17 protein-coding genes are annotated in these 15,600 nt (G+C 37.5%); 4 read left to right on the forward strand and 13 right to left on the reverse strand.

What is annotated here, in order from left to right:
• The first annotated feature begins 13 nt into the window (after positions 1-13).
• Positions 14-1,219 carry a metallophosphoesterase gene (locus ACTJKC_RS16550; RefSeq protein WP_440793615.1) on the forward strand — a complete coding sequence of 402 codons (1,206 nt, stop codon included), beginning with the start codon at positions 14-16 and terminating at the stop codon, positions 1,217-1,219.
• Positions 1,220-1,615: 396 nt separating this feature from the next.
• On the opposite strand, the gene tsf is transcribed toward ACTJKC_RS16550, so the two are convergent.
• The 4 genes from tsf to rplM all read right to left on the reverse strand — a co-directional run bounded on the left by tsf (position 1,616) and on the right by rplM (position 4,275).
• Positions 1,616-2,461, reverse strand: coding sequence for a translation elongation factor Ts (tsf, locus tag ACTJKC_RS16555; protein WP_440793617.1), 846 nt, complete (start codon positions 2,459-2,461; stop codon positions 1,616-1,618).
• A gap of 128 nt (positions 2,462-2,589) precedes the next feature.
• Complete coding sequence (gene rpsB / locus ACTJKC_RS16560; RefSeq protein WP_025145384.1) at positions 2,590-3,423, reverse strand: 30S ribosomal protein S2; 834 nt, start codon at positions 3,421-3,423, stop codon at positions 2,590-2,592.
• A gap of 18 nt (positions 3,424-3,441) precedes the next feature.
• Positions 3,442-3,828, reverse strand: coding sequence for a 30S ribosomal protein S9 (rpsI, locus tag ACTJKC_RS16565; RefSeq protein WP_025145383.1), 387 nt, complete (start codon positions 3,826-3,828; stop codon positions 3,442-3,444).
• A 3-nt stretch (positions 3,829-3,831) separates the two neighbouring features.
• Positions 3,832-4,275 carry a 50S ribosomal protein L13 gene (rplM, locus tag ACTJKC_RS16570; RefSeq protein WP_047799009.1) on the reverse strand — a complete coding sequence of 148 codons (444 nt, stop codon included), beginning with the start codon at positions 4,273-4,275 and terminating at the stop codon, positions 3,832-3,834.
• 502 nt (positions 4,276-4,777) lie between these two features.
• Between rplM and ACTJKC_RS16575 the strand changes: the two genes are divergently transcribed.
• The gene (locus tag ACTJKC_RS16575; protein WP_440793620.1) at positions 4,778-5,617 is read left to right on the forward strand and encodes a hypothetical protein; all 840 of its coding nucleotides are present in this window, start codon (positions 4,778-4,780) and stop codon (positions 5,615-5,617) included.
• Positions 5,618-5,702: 85 nt separating this feature from the next.
• Here the strand turns inward: ACTJKC_RS16575 and ACTJKC_RS16580 are convergent, their stop codons facing one another.
• The 3 genes from ACTJKC_RS16580 to pnuC all read right to left on the reverse strand — a co-directional run bounded on the left by ACTJKC_RS16580 (position 5,703) and on the right by pnuC (position 7,909).
• A complete protein-coding gene (locus ACTJKC_RS16580) occupies positions 5,703-6,218 on the reverse strand; it encodes an ORF6N domain-containing protein (RefSeq protein WP_440794057.1) in 516 nt (171 codons plus the stop codon).
• Positions 6,219-6,284: 66 nt separating this feature from the next.
• On the reverse strand, positions 6,285-7,250 hold the full coding sequence (locus ACTJKC_RS16585; RefSeq protein ID WP_440793622.1) for an AAA family ATPase: 966 nt from the start codon (positions 7,248-7,250) through the stop codon (positions 6,285-6,287).
• Positions 7,247-7,909, reverse strand: a complete 663-nt coding sequence (pnuC, locus tag ACTJKC_RS16590) for a nicotinamide riboside transporter PnuC (RefSeq protein ID WP_440793624.1) — start codon at positions 7,907-7,909, stop codon at positions 7,247-7,249. Before pnuC ends, ACTJKC_RS16585 begins: the two co-directional genes overlap by 4 nt.
• A gap of 147 nt (positions 7,910-8,056) precedes the next feature.
• Between pnuC and ACTJKC_RS16595 the strand changes: the two genes are divergently transcribed.
• Complete coding sequence (locus tag ACTJKC_RS16595) at positions 8,057-9,145, forward strand: mechanosensitive ion channel family protein (RefSeq protein ID WP_440793626.1); 1,089 nt, start codon at positions 8,057-8,059, stop codon at positions 9,143-9,145.
• A 72-nt stretch (positions 9,146-9,217) separates the two neighbouring features.
• On the opposite strand, the gene ACTJKC_RS16600 is transcribed toward ACTJKC_RS16595, so the two are convergent.
• Positions 9,218-11,506, reverse strand: a complete 2,289-nt coding sequence (locus ACTJKC_RS16600) for a Tex family protein (protein ID WP_440793628.1) — start codon at positions 11,504-11,506, stop codon at positions 9,218-9,220.
• 151 nt (positions 11,507-11,657) lie between these two features.
• Here ACTJKC_RS16600 and ACTJKC_RS16605 point away from each other — a divergent pair, with 151 nt between their 5' ends.
• A complete protein-coding gene (locus tag ACTJKC_RS16605) occupies positions 11,658-12,230 on the forward strand; it encodes a hypothetical protein (protein WP_440793630.1) in 573 nt (190 codons plus the stop codon).
• Here ACTJKC_RS16605 and ACTJKC_RS16610 read toward each other — a convergent pair.
• From ACTJKC_RS16610 to ACTJKC_RS16630, 5 genes are all read right to left on the reverse strand, one after another.
• Complete coding sequence (locus ACTJKC_RS16610; protein ID WP_440793632.1) at positions 12,227-12,601, reverse strand: iron chaperone; 375 nt, start codon at positions 12,599-12,601, stop codon at positions 12,227-12,229. The genes ACTJKC_RS16605 and ACTJKC_RS16610 overlap by 4 nt on opposite strands.
• A gap of 43 nt (positions 12,602-12,644) precedes the next feature.
• Positions 12,645-13,220 carry a pentapeptide repeat-containing protein gene (locus ACTJKC_RS16615; RefSeq protein WP_440793634.1) on the reverse strand — a complete coding sequence of 192 codons (576 nt, stop codon included), beginning with the start codon at positions 13,218-13,220 and terminating at the stop codon, positions 12,645-12,647.
• Positions 13,221-13,614: 394 nt separating this feature from the next.
• Positions 13,615-14,601: a pyruvate dehydrogenase complex E1 component subunit beta gene (locus ACTJKC_RS16620; protein ID WP_344854019.1), complete on the reverse strand. Its 987-nt coding sequence runs from the start codon at positions 14,599-14,601 to the stop codon at positions 13,615-13,617.
• 335 nt (positions 14,602-14,936) lie between these two features.
• Positions 14,937-15,386, reverse strand: coding sequence for a nucleotidyltransferase (locus ACTJKC_RS16625; protein WP_440793636.1), 450 nt, complete (start codon positions 15,384-15,386; stop codon positions 14,937-14,939).
• Entirely contained in the window at positions 15,386-15,586 is a 201-nt protein-coding gene (locus ACTJKC_RS16630; protein ID WP_440793638.1) for a hypothetical protein, read from the reverse strand. The genes ACTJKC_RS16625 and ACTJKC_RS16630 overlap by 1 nt, the downstream gene beginning before the upstream one ends.
• Between the last annotated feature and the right edge of the window lie 14 nt (positions 15,587-15,600).

The raw sequence follows: 15,600 nt of genomic DNA on the forward strand, positions 1-15,600 counted from the left end.
ATAAAATAACCAAATGAATGAAAATCAGCCCAATAGAAGAAGTTTTTTAAAGGCCAGCCTAACTTTAAGTGCAGCTACATTGGTGGCGCCAACAATGGCAATTGCTGATGCAACTGAAAGAGAAGATGCATTCAGGATTGCAGTTGGTCCTTATCTCCAAACGAATTTCAATAACGAAATGACCATTCTTTGGTTAACCAATAAAAATGCTGCTGGTTGGGTAGAATATGGCGAACAGGCTGATCAGTTGAATCAAAAGGCTTACGGAAAAGCAGAATTGGGACTGATGCAGGCCAATAGTAAGCTTAATGCCGTTAACCTTCGTCACTTAAAACCCGGGGTTAAATACTATTATAAAATCGTTTCGAAAGAGATTAAAGATTTTCAGCCTTATAAATTAACTTATGGGGAAACAGTGAGTAGTCCGGTTGACGAATTTGTTAATGCTGATGTGAATAAAGCGGAAGTTTCATTTTTAATGTTGAACGATACGCATGACAGGCCTGAATCTATTCCACATTTGTTAGGCCTTGTTCCCGATCAAAAACAGGATTTTATCTTCTTCAATGGCGATATCTTCGATTACCAGACGGATGAAAAACAGATTATTGAGCACATGCTTCAACCCTGTGCAGATAATTTTGCTAAGAACACGCCCTTTATTTATGTACGGGGCAATCATGAAACCCGGGGTAAGTTTGCCCGCCAATTTCCTCAGTATTACATGCATGTTGGCCATACTGCTTTTACATTAGGGCCGGTGCGCTTTGTGATTTTAGATACCGGTGAGGATAAGGAAGATGCGCATCCGGTTTATGCCGGCATTGTAAATTTTGATGATTACCGCGTTCAGCAGGCAGAATGGTTTAGATCGGAGATCAACTCCAAAGAATTTAAAAAAGCGCCGTTCAGGATTGTAATGATGCATATTCCACCACGTTTCTCTGGAGATGCCCATGGACCCAAACACTGTACCGAATTGTTCGAACCACTATTGAATCAGGGAAAGATTGATCTGGTATTAAGTGGCCATACACACAAATACATGGTTCATCAGCCTGATAAAAACTTAAATCATTATCCTTTAATTATCGGTGGCGGACCTAAAACCGGTACAAGAACCATTACAAAAATAAATGCAGATAAAAATAAAGTAGTAGTGAGTATGCTCGATGATTCTGGGAAGGAAGTTGGGAAATATACTGCTTTGAGGAAGTAGGAAAACCTCAAGCGGTCGTCCATTGATAGCAAGGTTCCCCTCATATCGTCATTTCGAGCGCAGTGCAGCGGAGCCGAGAAATCTGTCTCAGGAAAGATCTCTCCGCTCCGCCATGCTCCGGTCGAGATGACGTTGCTTTATTTAGGTCTGTCAATAAGTAGCGGAGTGCAAAGAAGCTGAGAACCCACATGCTCTGCGAAGCTAAATCTATTTCGAGCGTGTTTTTGATTTAGATCTCTCCCTGCCCGATACAGGTGGGCATTTCGCTGTGCTTCAGTCGAGATGACGACGTCTTTTATTGAAGTGAATGGAATGGAGAGATGATGGATATAATTGAAGTAAAGCGCATAAAAAAAGCCCCAGTTTCCTGGAGCTTTTTAAATATGTTTTTAATGCTTATGCACCTAATTGTACACGTTTGAAAGCAGATACTGTCAAACCTTTAGAAGTGTTATCTAAAAATTTACGAACATCGATAGAACTGTCTTTAACAAACTCCTGGTTTAATAAAGTACTATCTTTGTAGAACTTGTTCAATTTACCGGCAGCAATTTTCTCAACCATTTCTTCTGGTTTGCCTTCCTGACGGATAACGTCTTTAGCAATCTCAATTTCACGCTCAATAGTAGCAGGATCAACACCGTCTTTATCAACAGCAATTGGGTTCATTGCAGCAATTTGCATTGCAACATCTTTACCAGCTTCAGTAATATCTGCACCATTAGCGCCTTCAAATACTACTAAAACACCCATTTTACCATTAGAGTGGATATAAGAAACGATTTTTTCGCCAGATATATTTGCATATTCCTGAATAACGATTTTCTCTCCGATTTTACCGGTTAATTCAGTTATGGTTTCAGCAACTGTACGTCCATCTTCCAAAGTAATTGCTGATAATTCTTCAGCAGTAGCAGGATTGTTGGCAACTGCTGCAGCTAAAACAGCCTGAGCCAGGTTACGGAAATCTTCAACTTTAGAAACTGGTTCAGTTTCGCAAGCTAAAGCAACTAATTTACCATTTGTACCATCTGCTGAAACATTGATTGATACCAAACCTTCAGAAGTAGCATTACCAGAACGGGCGGCAGATACTTTTTGACCTTTTTTGCGCAATAAATCAACAGCAGCTTCGAAATCACCGTTAGCTTCAACTAAAGCTTTTTTGCAATCCATCATACCAGCGCCAGTTTGTTGACGCAATTTGTTCACATCTGCTGCAGAAATTTGTACTGTAGACATCTTATTTCTTTTTTAAATTTTACAATCTTGTTATAACAATTACAGGTTACAAGTTACAAGCGCCAAGTTAAACTCATGTTAAGCCAACTTAAAACCTGAAACCAGTAACCTGCAATTAAAAAATATTACTATTCTTCTGTTTTAGTTTCTTCTGATGCTGACGCTTCAACTTCTGCCTCAGCAGCTTTTTTACGTCTTGGCTCTTTTGCTTCCGGAGCATCAGCCGCAGCTTTAGCAGCTACTGCTTCTTTTTCAGCCTCATCATCTTTTTCGCGTTTACGCTCATCTAAACCTTCTTCAATCGCTTTGATAATTACATCAGTAATTAAAGAGATAGATTTTGTAGCATCATCATTCGCCGGGATCGGGAAATCGATGTTAGAAGGATCAGAGTTTGTATCAACCATCGCAAAAGTTGGGATGTTCAATTTTAACGCTTCAGTTACTGCGATGTGCTCTTTCTTAACATCAATTAAGAATAAAGCTGCAGGTAAACGGTTTAAATCAGCAATACCACCTAAAAGTGATTCTAATTTAATACGCTCACGCTGAATCATTAAACGCTCTTTTTTAGATAAGATCGCATAAGTACCGTCTTTAGTCATTTTATCGATGTTAGACATCTTTTTAATTGACTTGCGAACAGTAGCAAAGTTGGTTAACATACCACCTAACCAACGCTCGGTTACGAAAGGCATGTTTACTTTTTTAGCTTGTTCAGCTACGATTCCTTTTGCTTGTTTCTTTGTAGAAACGAATAATACTTTACGTCCTGATTTTACGATTTGTTTAATCGCAGCCGCAGCTTCTTCAGTTTTAGTTAAAGTTTTATTTAAATCTATAATGTGAATTCCATTACGCTCCATGAAAATGTAAGGAGCCATTTTTGGATTCCATTTACGGGTAAGGTGACCAAAGTGTACACCTGCATCCAATAAGTCTTGATAAGTTGTTCTTGCCATTGTGTTTGCCTCCTGTGATTAACGTTTACTGAATTGGAATTTCTTACGGGCTTTAGCACGTCCTGGTTTTTTACGCTCAACCATACGGTTATCACGTGTCATTAAACCTTTAGCACGTAAAGCAGGTTTTTTCTCCGCATCTAGTTCAACAATCGCCTTAGCAATAGCTAAACGAACAGCTTCTGCTTGTCCTTTTACTCCGCCACCTTGTACATTTACAGTGATATCGTAACGGCCGGTAAGTTCAGAAACTTCTAAACTTTGGTTTACGATATATTGCAAAGGTAAAGTTGGGAAATATACTTTGTGATCTTTACCGTTAACGGTAATTGCGCCAGCACCATCTTTTAAGTAGATACGTGCAACAGCTGTTTTTCTTCTTCCTGAAGTGTTAGTAACTGACATTTCTTAAAGTTTAATGGTTTTTGGAGATTGAGCTGCATGAGGGTGGTTTTCACCTGCATACACAAAAAGATTGGTGTAAAGTTTTTTACCCAATTTAGTTTTCGGTAACATACCACGTACCGCTTTCTCGATTACACGTTGAGGGTGTTTCGCCATTAACTCCTTAGGAGAAATAAAACGCTGACCACCTGGATAACCAGTATAAGAAACATATTGCTTTTCGCTGAATTTGTTTCCTGTCAATTTAACCTTGTCTGCATTGATAACAATTACATTATCACCGCAGTCTACGTGTGGGGTGTACTCAGGCTTGTTTTTACCACGGATGATCATAGCGATCTTCGATGACAAGCGCCCCAAAATCTCGCCTTGCGCATCAACAACAATCCACTGTTTGTTAACAGTTTTCGCATTGGCCGAGACAGTTTTGTAACTTAACGTATTCACTTGCTTGTATTTAATTTATTAAACAATTTATTATTCCCATTAAATTTGGGACTGCAAAGATAGATAGAAAACTTTTATTATCAAATAGTTGAATAGAAAATTTTTGATATAAAATTATTGTCATTGCTTAGTGCGCAGCGATGTGGTAACCTGCTTCATGATTTTTTGTAAAGCAGAACCTGCAGTTCTTCGGTTGGTTCAGTCGGGCTTTACGCTAAATCTTTTTTGTTTTTTGCTTTGACAAATTTCTTGCTAGAGTGCTATTAATTTGTCAAAGCAAAAAACAAAAAAGGATATCGCTGCAATCCCGTTTATTAAACGAAGGTAGTATAGTACTATTGATGGTTAATAGCCGATTTTCTAAGTCGGTTTTTGAGGTCGCAATTTGTAGCTCGAGGATTTAATACTATTAGCACTTTAATCTAAAATAATGAATCTATATGGTAGTAAATTTTAAATAAAATAATATTTTAGCCATCAATTTAAATCTTAATGCTCTAAAATGAAACTTATCTATACTCTATTATTTGCGTGTTTAGTATTATCATCTTGTAATAAAGAAAATCTCCAGGAAACAGAGACTCCGAATAAAAAATGTAAAATCGTTTCTGCCAATATGGTTTTTAATCCCGGTAAAAAAGCAGATGTAGCATATTATAGAGGATCGGCAGTTGTAAATTATGATGAAAAGAATAATATTAAAAATATCATAAGTACTCAGGATAGTGCTTTTACAAGTTTTTCTGTTATAGCTACTCCAACACAGTTAACGCTAAAAACAAAATATAACGGTGACTGGATTTACAAGCTTGATGGGCTGGGTAGGGTTATTTATGTAGAGTTTTATAATGGAAGTATCAAGGCTAATTTAAATTATAATACTGAAGGGTATATTTCAACATTGACAAAGATTGATACTTACTCAAACAGTCAAACTATATATACTTTCAACTATAGCAATGAAAATTTGGTTAAGGTAACCGGTATTAGTTCTTTGGGGTTACATAGTGAAACTTTGGAATATACTTACAGCAATGACATTGCTGTTGATTTAACAAGTAATGCAAACCCACTTTATTACCTTGATATTATTGAAGTTATACCCGGTTTCTTTGGTAAAACAAGTAAAAATCAGTTAAGTGGCGTAAAACAAACCAGTTTACAAACAAATTCTGGTAATGGATATTCTCTTTTATATTCTTTTCTATATACAAAAGATTCAGAAGGAAGAATCATTTCTATGAAACTGAGTAACACACATTTAGATATTAGTCCCGGGGTACCAAATTATATTAGAGGAAGTTGGGATTCGATTTATAATTTTGAATATAAATGTGACTGATTTTGATATCCGAAACGAAGTACTTTGTAGCTTATTTATTTTGAGGTCGCAATTTGCGACTTCAATTTTTTTTATGCATTCATAATCAAAGATCATCGGGCATATAGCCAATTCTTTTCCTTGGCCCGATTTTCTTATCGATCAGTTTATCCAGATAAGTGAAAACCAGTTCGATGTTTTTATCCTGGTTGCTTACCTTTTGTTTAATCTCCTCAATTTCGAGTTTAAGTTCGCCGCTATCTAGAATAAACTGACGGATACGAGAGAAAATCCGAACAATCTGGATATTCACCTGAATGGCTTGTTTGCTGTTTAATACACTCGAAAGCATTAATATGCCATGTTCGGTAAAAACATTGGGTAAATAGGTTCTTCCACCCCTCCCTTTTTTTGAGGTCACAATTTGTGACCTCAAGGATTCCCATTCCTCGGTGCTTAGCTGGAACATGAAATCATCCGGGAAACGCTCAATGTTTCGACTAATACTTTGATTTAAAACCTTAGTATCGACACCATAAAGTTCGGCCAGGTCGCTATCGAGCATCACCTTTAGTCCTCTTAGCTGGTAAATTTTATTAACTACAGTATTGTCAGGGATGATAGGAAGCGCTTATTTAGCTGTCATATCATTTTGGATTTGAGCTGAATATACAAAAAATAGAATTATTTATAGCAGAATAGAATCTATAATTTTTTTGATTTTTTCTTCGCGTTCGTTATAATTTCCACTGATATGGATATAGTTAATGCCCCGTTTTTCGAGTTCACTTTTAAACAGATTAAACATTTCCAAACGTCTGTCGCCAAAATCGCGGAGGTGATCGGCCACCCATTCTACATCAATATCCAATAAGAAATATAAATCGTATTTAATTTCATTTTCAAGATCGTTAAGAATATCCGGAACCTCTTTTAAATAGTATTTTGAATATATTTTTGTGGTAATTAAATCGGTATCACAAAAAACGATTTTATTGGCAATGCCTGTTTTTTCTTTCACCCTTTGTGTTTGTGCTTTCCCGATTTTGATAATGTCGTCAACAGTAATATCGTTAGTGCTGATTATTTCGCGTGCAACTTCGGGAACAAAAACAATATGATAATGTAAAGCCATTTTTTCGGCCATGGTCGATTTTCCGGTACTTTCTGGTCCGTAGAAACAAATCTTCTTTACAAAATAAGGTCGCACTACTTCAGGAATAAATTCCCAGTATTGAAAAGGATTATTTCTGATTAAAGTAGCAGAAACCGGAATGAATTTTCTTGGTTCATCAAACAAGATATGTTCTGCCTGTAAATTAAGTGCGAACGGTGGCCCGTAAAATTCAGAACTAAATAAAACATCGATTTTTGGGTAAACCTCCCGCATCCTGACGGCCCAGATATTTGTCCGTTCATTTAAGGGCAAGCTTTCGTCATCAAAATCATCAGGAATAATTGCTGGTTTAATGTTTGGCTGATCTTTAAAAATCTCCTTAAGCCATTCAAAACGCAAAGCGGGGTCAATTTTATCTTCAGGTGTAAAACTCATCGATACAATCAGCTCATCACAATATGTAGCAGCGAAATTAATCAAGGCAATATGCCCTTTATGGATTGGCATAAACTTGCCGATTACCAATCCTCTTTTCATACCGTTTTAGCGTAACTTCTGTATTCTTTTATCCAATGCCATAAAGCAAAGGCAGCTATGATAGTAAAAATGAAATATTCTATACCCATAAACTTAATACCTTTTAAAAAGTACAGGTAAGTGGCCACAACATCGATAATCAGCCAGATAATCCAACACTCAACTCTTTTCTGGATCATTAGAAAAGTGGTGATTACACTCATTACGAAAATAAACGAATCGACAAAAGGATAGGCACTCGGTAAATTGAACAGCAGAGGGAGCCAGTTGTGCAGCTGACTAGCCAAAATACCCATTAATAATGTACCCAAAATGCCTGCAACCAATAAAATCAAAAACTGCTTTAACGACATAAAACTGATTTTGAGTTCCTTATTTTTATCTTCTTCCCCGGGTTTTGGGTTTGTCCACCGCCACCAGCCCATAATATTGGTTACAAAAAAGAAAACCATTAGAAACATATCAGGGTAAAGCTGGCTTTGGTAATATAAAAAGGCCGACAAGAATACGTTAACGATACCAGCTGGCCAGCTCCAGACACTTGCTTTTGCGGAGAGAATAACTGAAATAACCCCGGTAATTACGGCAAAGAATTCCAGATAGCTCATTTTATAGCCAAGAACCGCGAAAAATATACTGTGGGCATCAAAAAAATCCATCTTTTTATTTTGAAGATATACAAAATGCTAATGTAAATAATTTATTTGCGGCTATTGATTTTCAGTTGGCAAACAATCCAAAAATATAGCTGTTATAAGAATATCTATTGGCTTATCGCCGTATTTATTAACCAGCAAATTTCGTGTATGCAGTATATCGACCAGATTTTCGGTTATCCAATTCCTTTGTTTTTTAAAAACCTGATTATTGGTTTAGCAGCAGTGTTACTTGGTATTTTAATCAAATTCATTATCCACAAAACTTTTATCCTGCTTTCTCGTTGGTGGGATTTCATTATTATAAAATCAACCATTAAACATTTAAGAAGGCCTGTTGCAGTTTTTATTCCGCTACTGTTATTGAATTTCTCGCTTACAATAATGGTGATGGAGCCAGAATTCAGACTTCCTATTGCAAAAGCACTGGAAATTGCTTTAACCATCACTTTTGCCTTAATATTAGTGCGTTTAATTAATGTGTTAGAAGATTATTTCTACCTGAAATACGATCTGAATAAAGAAAATAACCTGAAGGAGCGTAAAATCCGTACGCAATTACAGTTTGTAAGGAAATTTATTGTCTCGCTTATCATTTTAATTACAGCTGCTATTATTTTGCTGAGTTTTGAGAGCATGCGAAAAATAGGGGCCGGATTACTTACCGGAGTGGGGATTGGTGGAATTATTATTGGTTTTGCGGCGCAGAAATCGCTGGGGAATTTACTGGCAGGTTTTCAGATTGCTTTTACACAGCCCATCAGGATTGATGATGTTTTAATTGTGGAAGGCGAATGGGGAAAGGTGGAGGAAATAACTTTAACCTACGTGGTGGTGAATATCTGGGATCAACGCAGGCTGATTTTACCGATTACCTATTTTATTGAAAAACCTTTTCAAAACTGGACGCGTGTTTCGGCAGATCTGTTGGGAACTGTTTTTTTATACCTCGATTATACCATTCCGATTGAACCCATGCGACAGGAAATGACAAGGTTATTAACGTTAAATCCTTTGTGGGATAAGCGTGTAAATGTAGTGCAGGTTACGGATAGTACAAAAGATGGCGCCATAGAAGTACGTTTTTTAATGAGTGCTTCTAACTCATCAAGGGCTTTCGATTTGAGGTGTTATGTAAGGGAGGCCATGATTTCGTTTATCCAAAACCATTATCCGGAAAGCTTGCCGAAGAAAAGATTGGAGTTTAGGGATATAGATAAATCGTCATTTCGACCGTAGTGGAGAAATCTATTTCGAATGTACTCAAAGATTTCTCCATTTCGTTGAACTTCAGTCGAAATGACGATTTTTTTATTTAAACATCCCTTTTAGCTTTGCCAGTTTTTCCTGTAAATCACCATCGGCATCTTTAGGCTCATTGCGCGGTTTGAAGTTTTGCTTATTATTCGGCTTGTAATCTTGTTTTGGTTTTTGCTCTCTGGGCTTCTGACTGCGGACTTCTGACTTCGGACCAACCTCAGTTTTCATTGATAGCGAAATCCTTTTACGGGCCACATCAACTTCCATTACGGTAACTTCTACTTTTTGATGCACTTTTACCACATCATTTGGGTTGGCCACAAAACGGTTTGCCAGTTGGCTGGTATGTACTAAACCATCCTGGTGAACGCCGATATCAACAAATGCACCGAAATTGGTAATGTTGGTTACAATTCCCGGTAATTTCATACCCGTTCTTAAATCAGCAATTTCGTTTACGCCATCGGTAAAGCTAAATGCTTCAAACTGCTCACGCGGGTCGCGGCCGGGCTTTGCTAGTTCTTTTAAAATATCGTTTAAAGTCGGTAAACCGATTTCGTCGGTAACGTACTGTTGCGGCTTGATCTGTTTTTGCAACTGTGTATCTTTCATCAGGGCCGAAACGGTAGTGCCAAGATCTTTCGCCATTTTATCTACCACGGCATAACGCTCAGGGTGAACACCGCTGGTATCTAAAACATTTTCTGCATTGCGGATGCGTAAGAAACCTGCAGCCTGCTCATAAGCCTTGTCGCCTAAACGTGGTACTTTTTTAAGGCTTTCTCTGTTTTTAAACGCACCGTGGGTATTTCTGTAATCAACAATATTCTGTGCCAGGGTTGGTCCGAGACCTGAAACATACGCCAAAATTTGTTTTGAAGCTGTATTCAACTCTACGCCAACGGCATTTACGGCACTGATTACGGTATCATCTAAACTTGCCTGTAATTTATTCTGATCAACATCGTGCTGATATTGACCTACACCGATGGATTTTGGATCGATTTTAACCAACTCAGCCAAAGGATCCATTAAACGGCGACCGATTGAAACGGCACCGCGAACAGTAATATCCTGCGTTGGAAATTCTTCTCTTGCCACCTCCGAAGCCGAATAGATAGATGCACCACTTTCGTTAACCATTACAATGGTGATATGCGGTAAATTTAGCGCACGGACAAAAGCCTCGGTTTCTCTTCCCGCAGTACCGTTACCAATGGCAATGGCTTCAATTTCGTATTTTTCACAAAGCTGTTGGATGGTGAATTCGGCATTTTTTACATTGCCTTGTCCGGTATGAGGGTAAATTGCAGTGTTTTCTAACAACTGACCTTGTTTATCTAAACAAACCACTTTACAGCCTGTGCGGAAACCAGGATCGATGGCCAGTACATTTTTTTGCCCCATCGGTGCAGCCAATAATAACTGACGTGCATTTTCGGCAAAAACACGGATCGCTTCTTCATCGGCCTTCTGCTTGGTTAATACACGTAGCTCAGTTTCCATTGCAGGTTCCAACAAACGTTTATAACCATCTTCTAAAGCTTGCTGTACCTGTTTTGAAGCTGCGTTATTGCCTAAAATGAACTGGTTTTCTAAAATGGCAAGTGCATCTTCTGCTGGAGGAAGTGCATCTAACCTTAAAATCAGTTCTTTTTCGCCACGGCGCATGGCCAAAACCCGGTGCGATGCTGCCGTTTTAACCGGCTCACTCCATTCAAAGTAATCTTTGTATTTAATCCCTTCTTCTTCTTTTCCTTTGATCACTTCTGATTTAAAAGCTGATTTTTCCTGAAAATAAGTGCGCATTTTGGTACGGGCTTCAGCATTTTCAGAAATCATTTCGGCAATGATATCCCTGGCACCGGCCAAAGCTTCATCAAGGGAGTTTACTCCTTTTTCGGTATTGATAAATTTATCTGCTTCGGTATCCAGGTCGAAGCTATTTTGTTCAAAGATCTGAAGTGCCAAAGGTTCCAGACCTTTTTCTTTTGCAACCGATGCACGTGTTTTGCGTTTGGGTTTGTAAGGCAGGTAAATATCTTCGAGAAGCGAAATGGTTTCTGCTTCGTTAATCTGTTTTTCAAGCTCTGGTGTTAATTTACCTAGCTCTGTCATCGATTTTAAAATCGCTTCGCGGCGTTTGTCAAGGTCGCGTAATTGCAAAACCCGATCGCGGATTGCAGCTACCTCAACCTCATCTAAACTGCCGGTTGCCTCTTTACGGTAACGGGAGATAAATGGTACAGTTGCACCTTCATCTAACAAATTTACGGTTGCGGTTACTTGTTTTTCTGCAACTTTTAATTCGGCTGCAATTATTTTATGGTGGCTTAGCATATCCTAAAGGGTAAAATTAAAGGAAGCAAAGCTAATGAGGATTTGCGGGAATTAAGGATTTTTAAAATGAAGTTTTCCACCGAAATTTGTGAGTAAGTTTTTGGACATGCGGGTTTTTATGGAAAAACAAATAACACATCATCTTTAAAAAATGAAGAGCGCTTTTATTATTATAACTTTAATATTTTGCTTTGGTTGCCAAAACGGAAAGCCTGAGAAAGAAGAAAACGTAAATGAAGAGGTTACGGTGATCTTGAATACTTTTGAAAAAGGGATTGTATGGGTTTCAAAAAACGATTTTAAAGATATGTATCCTGAAGCGAAGAATCTTCCACACAAGGAAGTAAAGAGGAGACGAAAATATTCAGTTACCGATTCTTTATTTTCAGTAAACCAATTTAAATCTCTTGCTTACGAAAAGCACGGGAAATATGTTAAAAATACAGTGGCTTTCCGGTTGAAGCCATTCAAAAGCATAAGTAGCGATGGATTTGAAATTATAAATACAAATATAGGTACTGTGAAGTCAGATCTTAATTATAATGGAAATCTCACTTTCAGCCGGGTTATTTTTAACAAGGCACGAAATAGGGCAAAGTACTATTTCGAACAATCAATTATGATTTCCGAATATCGTGGATGGGGAATGGGTACCTATATTTATGCAAAGAAAATAAATGGCCAATGGGTTTTTGATAGAGAAGACCAGGTTTGGATTGCCTAGTTTTTTTTCTTTGCTGCTTTCTCTACATCCCGTTCTGCTTTAAATTTTGTGATTCTCGTAATCAGTTCTAATGGCAAAGGCTTATCCAAAGGAAACTGAACTGCGCCCTTACTCCATTTATAATCAGCAAATTCATTTTTAAATGCCTCGATACCCGAGCTGGTTGGGTAAAAACCAATGTGTTTGGCGTAACCTGCAAAATATACCAGCACAGTATTTTGTTTAAAAGCCGGCATACCATAACTGATTACCTCTTTAGCTTTTGGTACTGCCTGGTGAATGGTTTCGCGAACCTGTTGCAAAAGTTTTTGTGTTTCAGCAGGGAAATTGGCAATATATTGATCAATGTTTTCGGGTTTTGGCTGTTCCATAGCTGATGATTTTGTAAGCTGAATTTACAAAATTTCTCAAAAACTATTCACTGATCTGGATATCGTATTTATGCAACAGTCCTGCAAGTCCGGATTTAGAAAACCTTGCTTTTTTAATCCTGTTGTTATCGGGATCTATCGAATAATTGTAAGCTGTTTTGAAATCTGCTTTTTCGAGATTTGTCCGGTCGAAAGTAGCATTTAACAGATCGCAGTTGTCGAACGTTGCATTGGCTAAATCGCTCTCCGAAAAATCGACTTCATGTAATTGTGAAGTTTTAAAAATGGTTTTCTTCAGTTTTAATTTATAAAAGGAAGAATGATCCAGCTTGCAGTTGTTAAAGCTGAACGCCAAGCCAAAATCGTTACAATTTTCAAATCTTAATCCCAGCATTTTGCAGCCTTGAAAACTGATATCAATAAAGGAGGTTTTGGTTAAGGTAGCCAAACTTAAATTACAGGAAATAAATTCGCAGTCTAAAAATTTAACCCCGCTTAAATCTGAACCGGAAAAATCGCAGTTGATAAATTTACAGTTTTCGTATTCAGCCTTTGGGAGTGAGCGTAAGGTAAAATCTGCTTTTTCGAATGTTTGGTCGGCTATGTAATTGTCGGGCATGTAAGGAATTTATTTTACGACGAATATAAAAATTTAGTGTGTTTTTTTGGCTTGAGCAGGAAACTGAATTGTGTTTCTTATACAGACAGGGGTTAACTAAACCAGACAGAAATGGAAATACTTTTTGGTTGCAGCAACCATGAATATGCTGTCATGCTGAGGCACGAAGCATCTGTTTCATAAGCGGTAGATGCTTCGTGCCTCAGCATAACAAGATTATCCAAAAAGATTGTAATGAATGGCGGGGCTGACGAAACCGAAGGATTACTGAACATAAATTTTCGAATATTTGCCACGGAAACACAGAGGACACGGAAAAGAGGAATAAAAAAATCCCCCGAATTACTCCGGAGGATTATATGTTTTTGGTCTTCGACTACGCTCAGACTGACACTTATTTTTTAACGTACATTACTTCTTTTACCGCTTTAACAACACGCTCGGCATTTGGCAAGCTTGCTGCGATTAAAGTTGGTGAATATGGAAGTGGAACATCGGCACAAGTGATACGTAAAACCGGAGCATCTAAATAATCAAATGCATGTTTTTGTACCATAAAAGCAATCTCTCCAGAAAGAGAGGCCAAAGGCCAGGCTTCTTCTACAACAACCAAACGGTTTGTTTTCTTAACTGAAGCGATAATGGTATCATAATCGATAGGACGTACAGTACGTAAATCGATTACCTCAACGTTGATTCCTTCTTTGGTTAATTCTTCTACGGCTGGGTTAACCACGCGTGTTAACATTTTACCAAAAGTTACGATGGTTACATCAGTACCTTGTTTGGTTACATTGGCTTTACCAAATTCGATATAGTATTCTTCTGCAGGAACATCGCCTTTATCGCCATACATTACTTCAGATTCCATGAAAATAACCGGATCCGGATCGATGATAGCTTGTTTTAATAATCCTTTTGCATCGTAAGGCGTTGAAGGAACAACAACCTTTAAACCTGGCGTGTTTGCAAACCAGTTTTCGAAGTTTTGAGAGTGTTGTGCACCTAACTGGCCTGCGTTACCTGTTGGACCGCGGAAAACCATAGGGCATGAGAACTGACCACCACTCATTGATAAAATTTTAGCAGCACCATTGATAATCTGATCAATAGCTACTAATGAGAAGTTAAAGGTCATAAATTCCACAATTGGAATAAGGCCTGCTGTTGCGGCACCAGTTGCAATACCTGCGAAACCTAATTCGGCAATCGGGGTATCGATAATACGTTTCGCACCAAACTCGTCAAGCATACCCTGACTTACCTTGTACGCTCCGTTATATTCTGCTACTTCTTCACCTAATAAAAAAACGCGGTCATCTTTACGCATTTCTTCGCTCATGGCTTCGCGTAGTGCTTCTCTAAATTGGATTTCTCTCATTGTAAATTTTAATAACGGTGGCAAATATAATTATTAATCGCTTTGAAACCAAAGGCTAAAATGCCTATGTTTTGTAATAATTATAGGTGTTTTGTTTAATTATTTGGCGTTTTTTAAGGAGTGATTTCTGGTAATGTGTTTAACGAAGAAATATTATTGTGTAATTGGGTTTTTGTTAAGCTTTTTGTACTAAAGCTGGGTGTTTTTTCGAAATATATTCGTTAAAACAAATATTATTACCGTTATTATTTAAAATAGAAATCTGATGCACTGTAAATATCTATTTAACTTTCCGTTTATTGAAACAAGAATAAGTATTGTAGTTTTAATCATTCTTATAGATTCTCTAAATCATTAATATCCTTTGCCCGTGCAGCAGATTTTTTAGCAACTAAAAGGTCATTATAATTTATTGTTCTGATCTTTAACCCATCTTCTTCAAAAAAAATTGAGTTTGAATAACATTCATCAAAATTTAATCCTTTTACAATAATCATCAAATCAATTGATATAGGTGGCCGTCCGAAGCTAAATACCTCCCAATCTGGGTGATGAAGGAAATTTTCTTTGGTCATATCAAATACAGGCATTCCAAATTGAAAAAAAGCATTAAATATCCTTTTATAATTATCTTCAGTTCTCTCAACCCAAATATCCATATCCCCAGTTGTTCGTGAATATCCGTGAAGGATTACAGAATATCCTCCCACTAGAATGTATTTCACGCTTTGATTATTTAAAGCGTGAATAAATTCACGGAAGTCCTCGTTGAAAATATTTCCCATTATTTTCTACTTCTGACAGAAAATACTGATTTGTCGATCCTGGGGGGAGCATTTTCAGGATAATTATAGGCAACACTATTTAAATAGTTAGCAATCTTTAAACGTTCTTGCCAGGACAGATTTTTATAATAAATCCGATCAGCTTTACTAGCTTCTTTTGCTGCTTGTGCACTAAATGCAGTTCTATCTAAACGGTACATACCCAAATATAAAA

This window comes from Pedobacter sp. 22226 (assembly GCF_052045455.1).
GTDB classification, from domain to species: Bacteria; Bacteroidota; Bacteroidia; order Sphingobacteriales; family Sphingobacteriaceae; genus Pedobacter; species Pedobacter jeongneungensis.

Bases quoted from the DNA above. Each gene is read 5' to 3' on its own strand.
- ACTJKC_RS16550 (WP_440793615.1), top strand. From the start codon at position 14: ATGAATGAAAATCAGCCCAATAGAAGAAGTTTTTTAAAGGCCAGCCTA.
- tsf (WP_440793617.1), bottom strand. From the start codon at position 2,461: ATGTCTACAGTACAAATTTCTGCAGCAGATGTGAACAAATTGCGTCAA.
- rpsB (WP_025145384.1), bottom strand. From the start codon at position 3,423: ATGGCAAGAACAACTTATCAAGACTTATTGGATGCAGGTGTACACTTT.
- rpsI (WP_025145383.1), bottom strand. From the start codon at position 3,828: ATGTCAGTTACTAACACTTCAGGAAGAAGAAAAACAGCTGTTGCACGT.
- ACTJKC_RS16575 (WP_440793620.1), top strand. From the start codon at position 4,778: ATGAAACTTATCTATACTCTATTATTTGCGTGTTTAGTATTATCATCT.
- ACTJKC_RS16585 (WP_440793622.1), bottom strand. From the start codon at position 7,250: ATGAAAAGAGGATTGGTAATCGGCAAGTTTATGCCAATCCATAAAGGG.
- pnuC (WP_440793624.1), bottom strand. From the start codon at position 7,909: ATGGATTTTTTTGATGCCCACAGTATATTTTTCGCGGTTCTTGGCTAT.
- ACTJKC_RS16595 (WP_440793626.1), top strand. From the start codon at position 8,057: ATGCAGTATATCGACCAGATTTTCGGTTATCCAATTCCTTTGTTTTTT.
- ACTJKC_RS16600 (WP_440793628.1), bottom strand. From the start codon at position 11,506: ATGCTAAGCCACCATAAAATAATTGCAGCCGAATTAAAAGTTGCAGAA.
- ACTJKC_RS16605 (WP_440793630.1), top strand. From the start codon at position 11,658: ATGAAGAGCGCTTTTATTATTATAACTTTAATATTTTGCTTTGGTTGC.
- ACTJKC_RS16610 (WP_440793632.1), bottom strand. From the start codon at position 12,601: ATGGAACAGCCAAAACCCGAAAACATTGATCAATATATTGCCAATTTC.
- ACTJKC_RS16615 (WP_440793634.1), bottom strand. From the start codon at position 13,220: ATGCCCGACAATTACATAGCCGACCAAACATTCGAAAAAGCAGATTTT.
- ACTJKC_RS16620 (WP_344854019.1), bottom strand. From the start codon at position 14,601: ATGAGAGAAATCCAATTTAGAGAAGCACTACGCGAAGCCATGAGCGAA.
- ACTJKC_RS16625 (WP_440793636.1), bottom strand. From the start codon at position 15,386: ATGGGAAATATTTTCAACGAGGACTTCCGTGAATTTATTCACGCTTTA.
- ACTJKC_RS16630 (WP_440793638.1), bottom strand. From the start codon at position 15,586: ATGTACCGTTTAGATAGAACTGCATTTAGTGCACAAGCAGCAAAAGAA.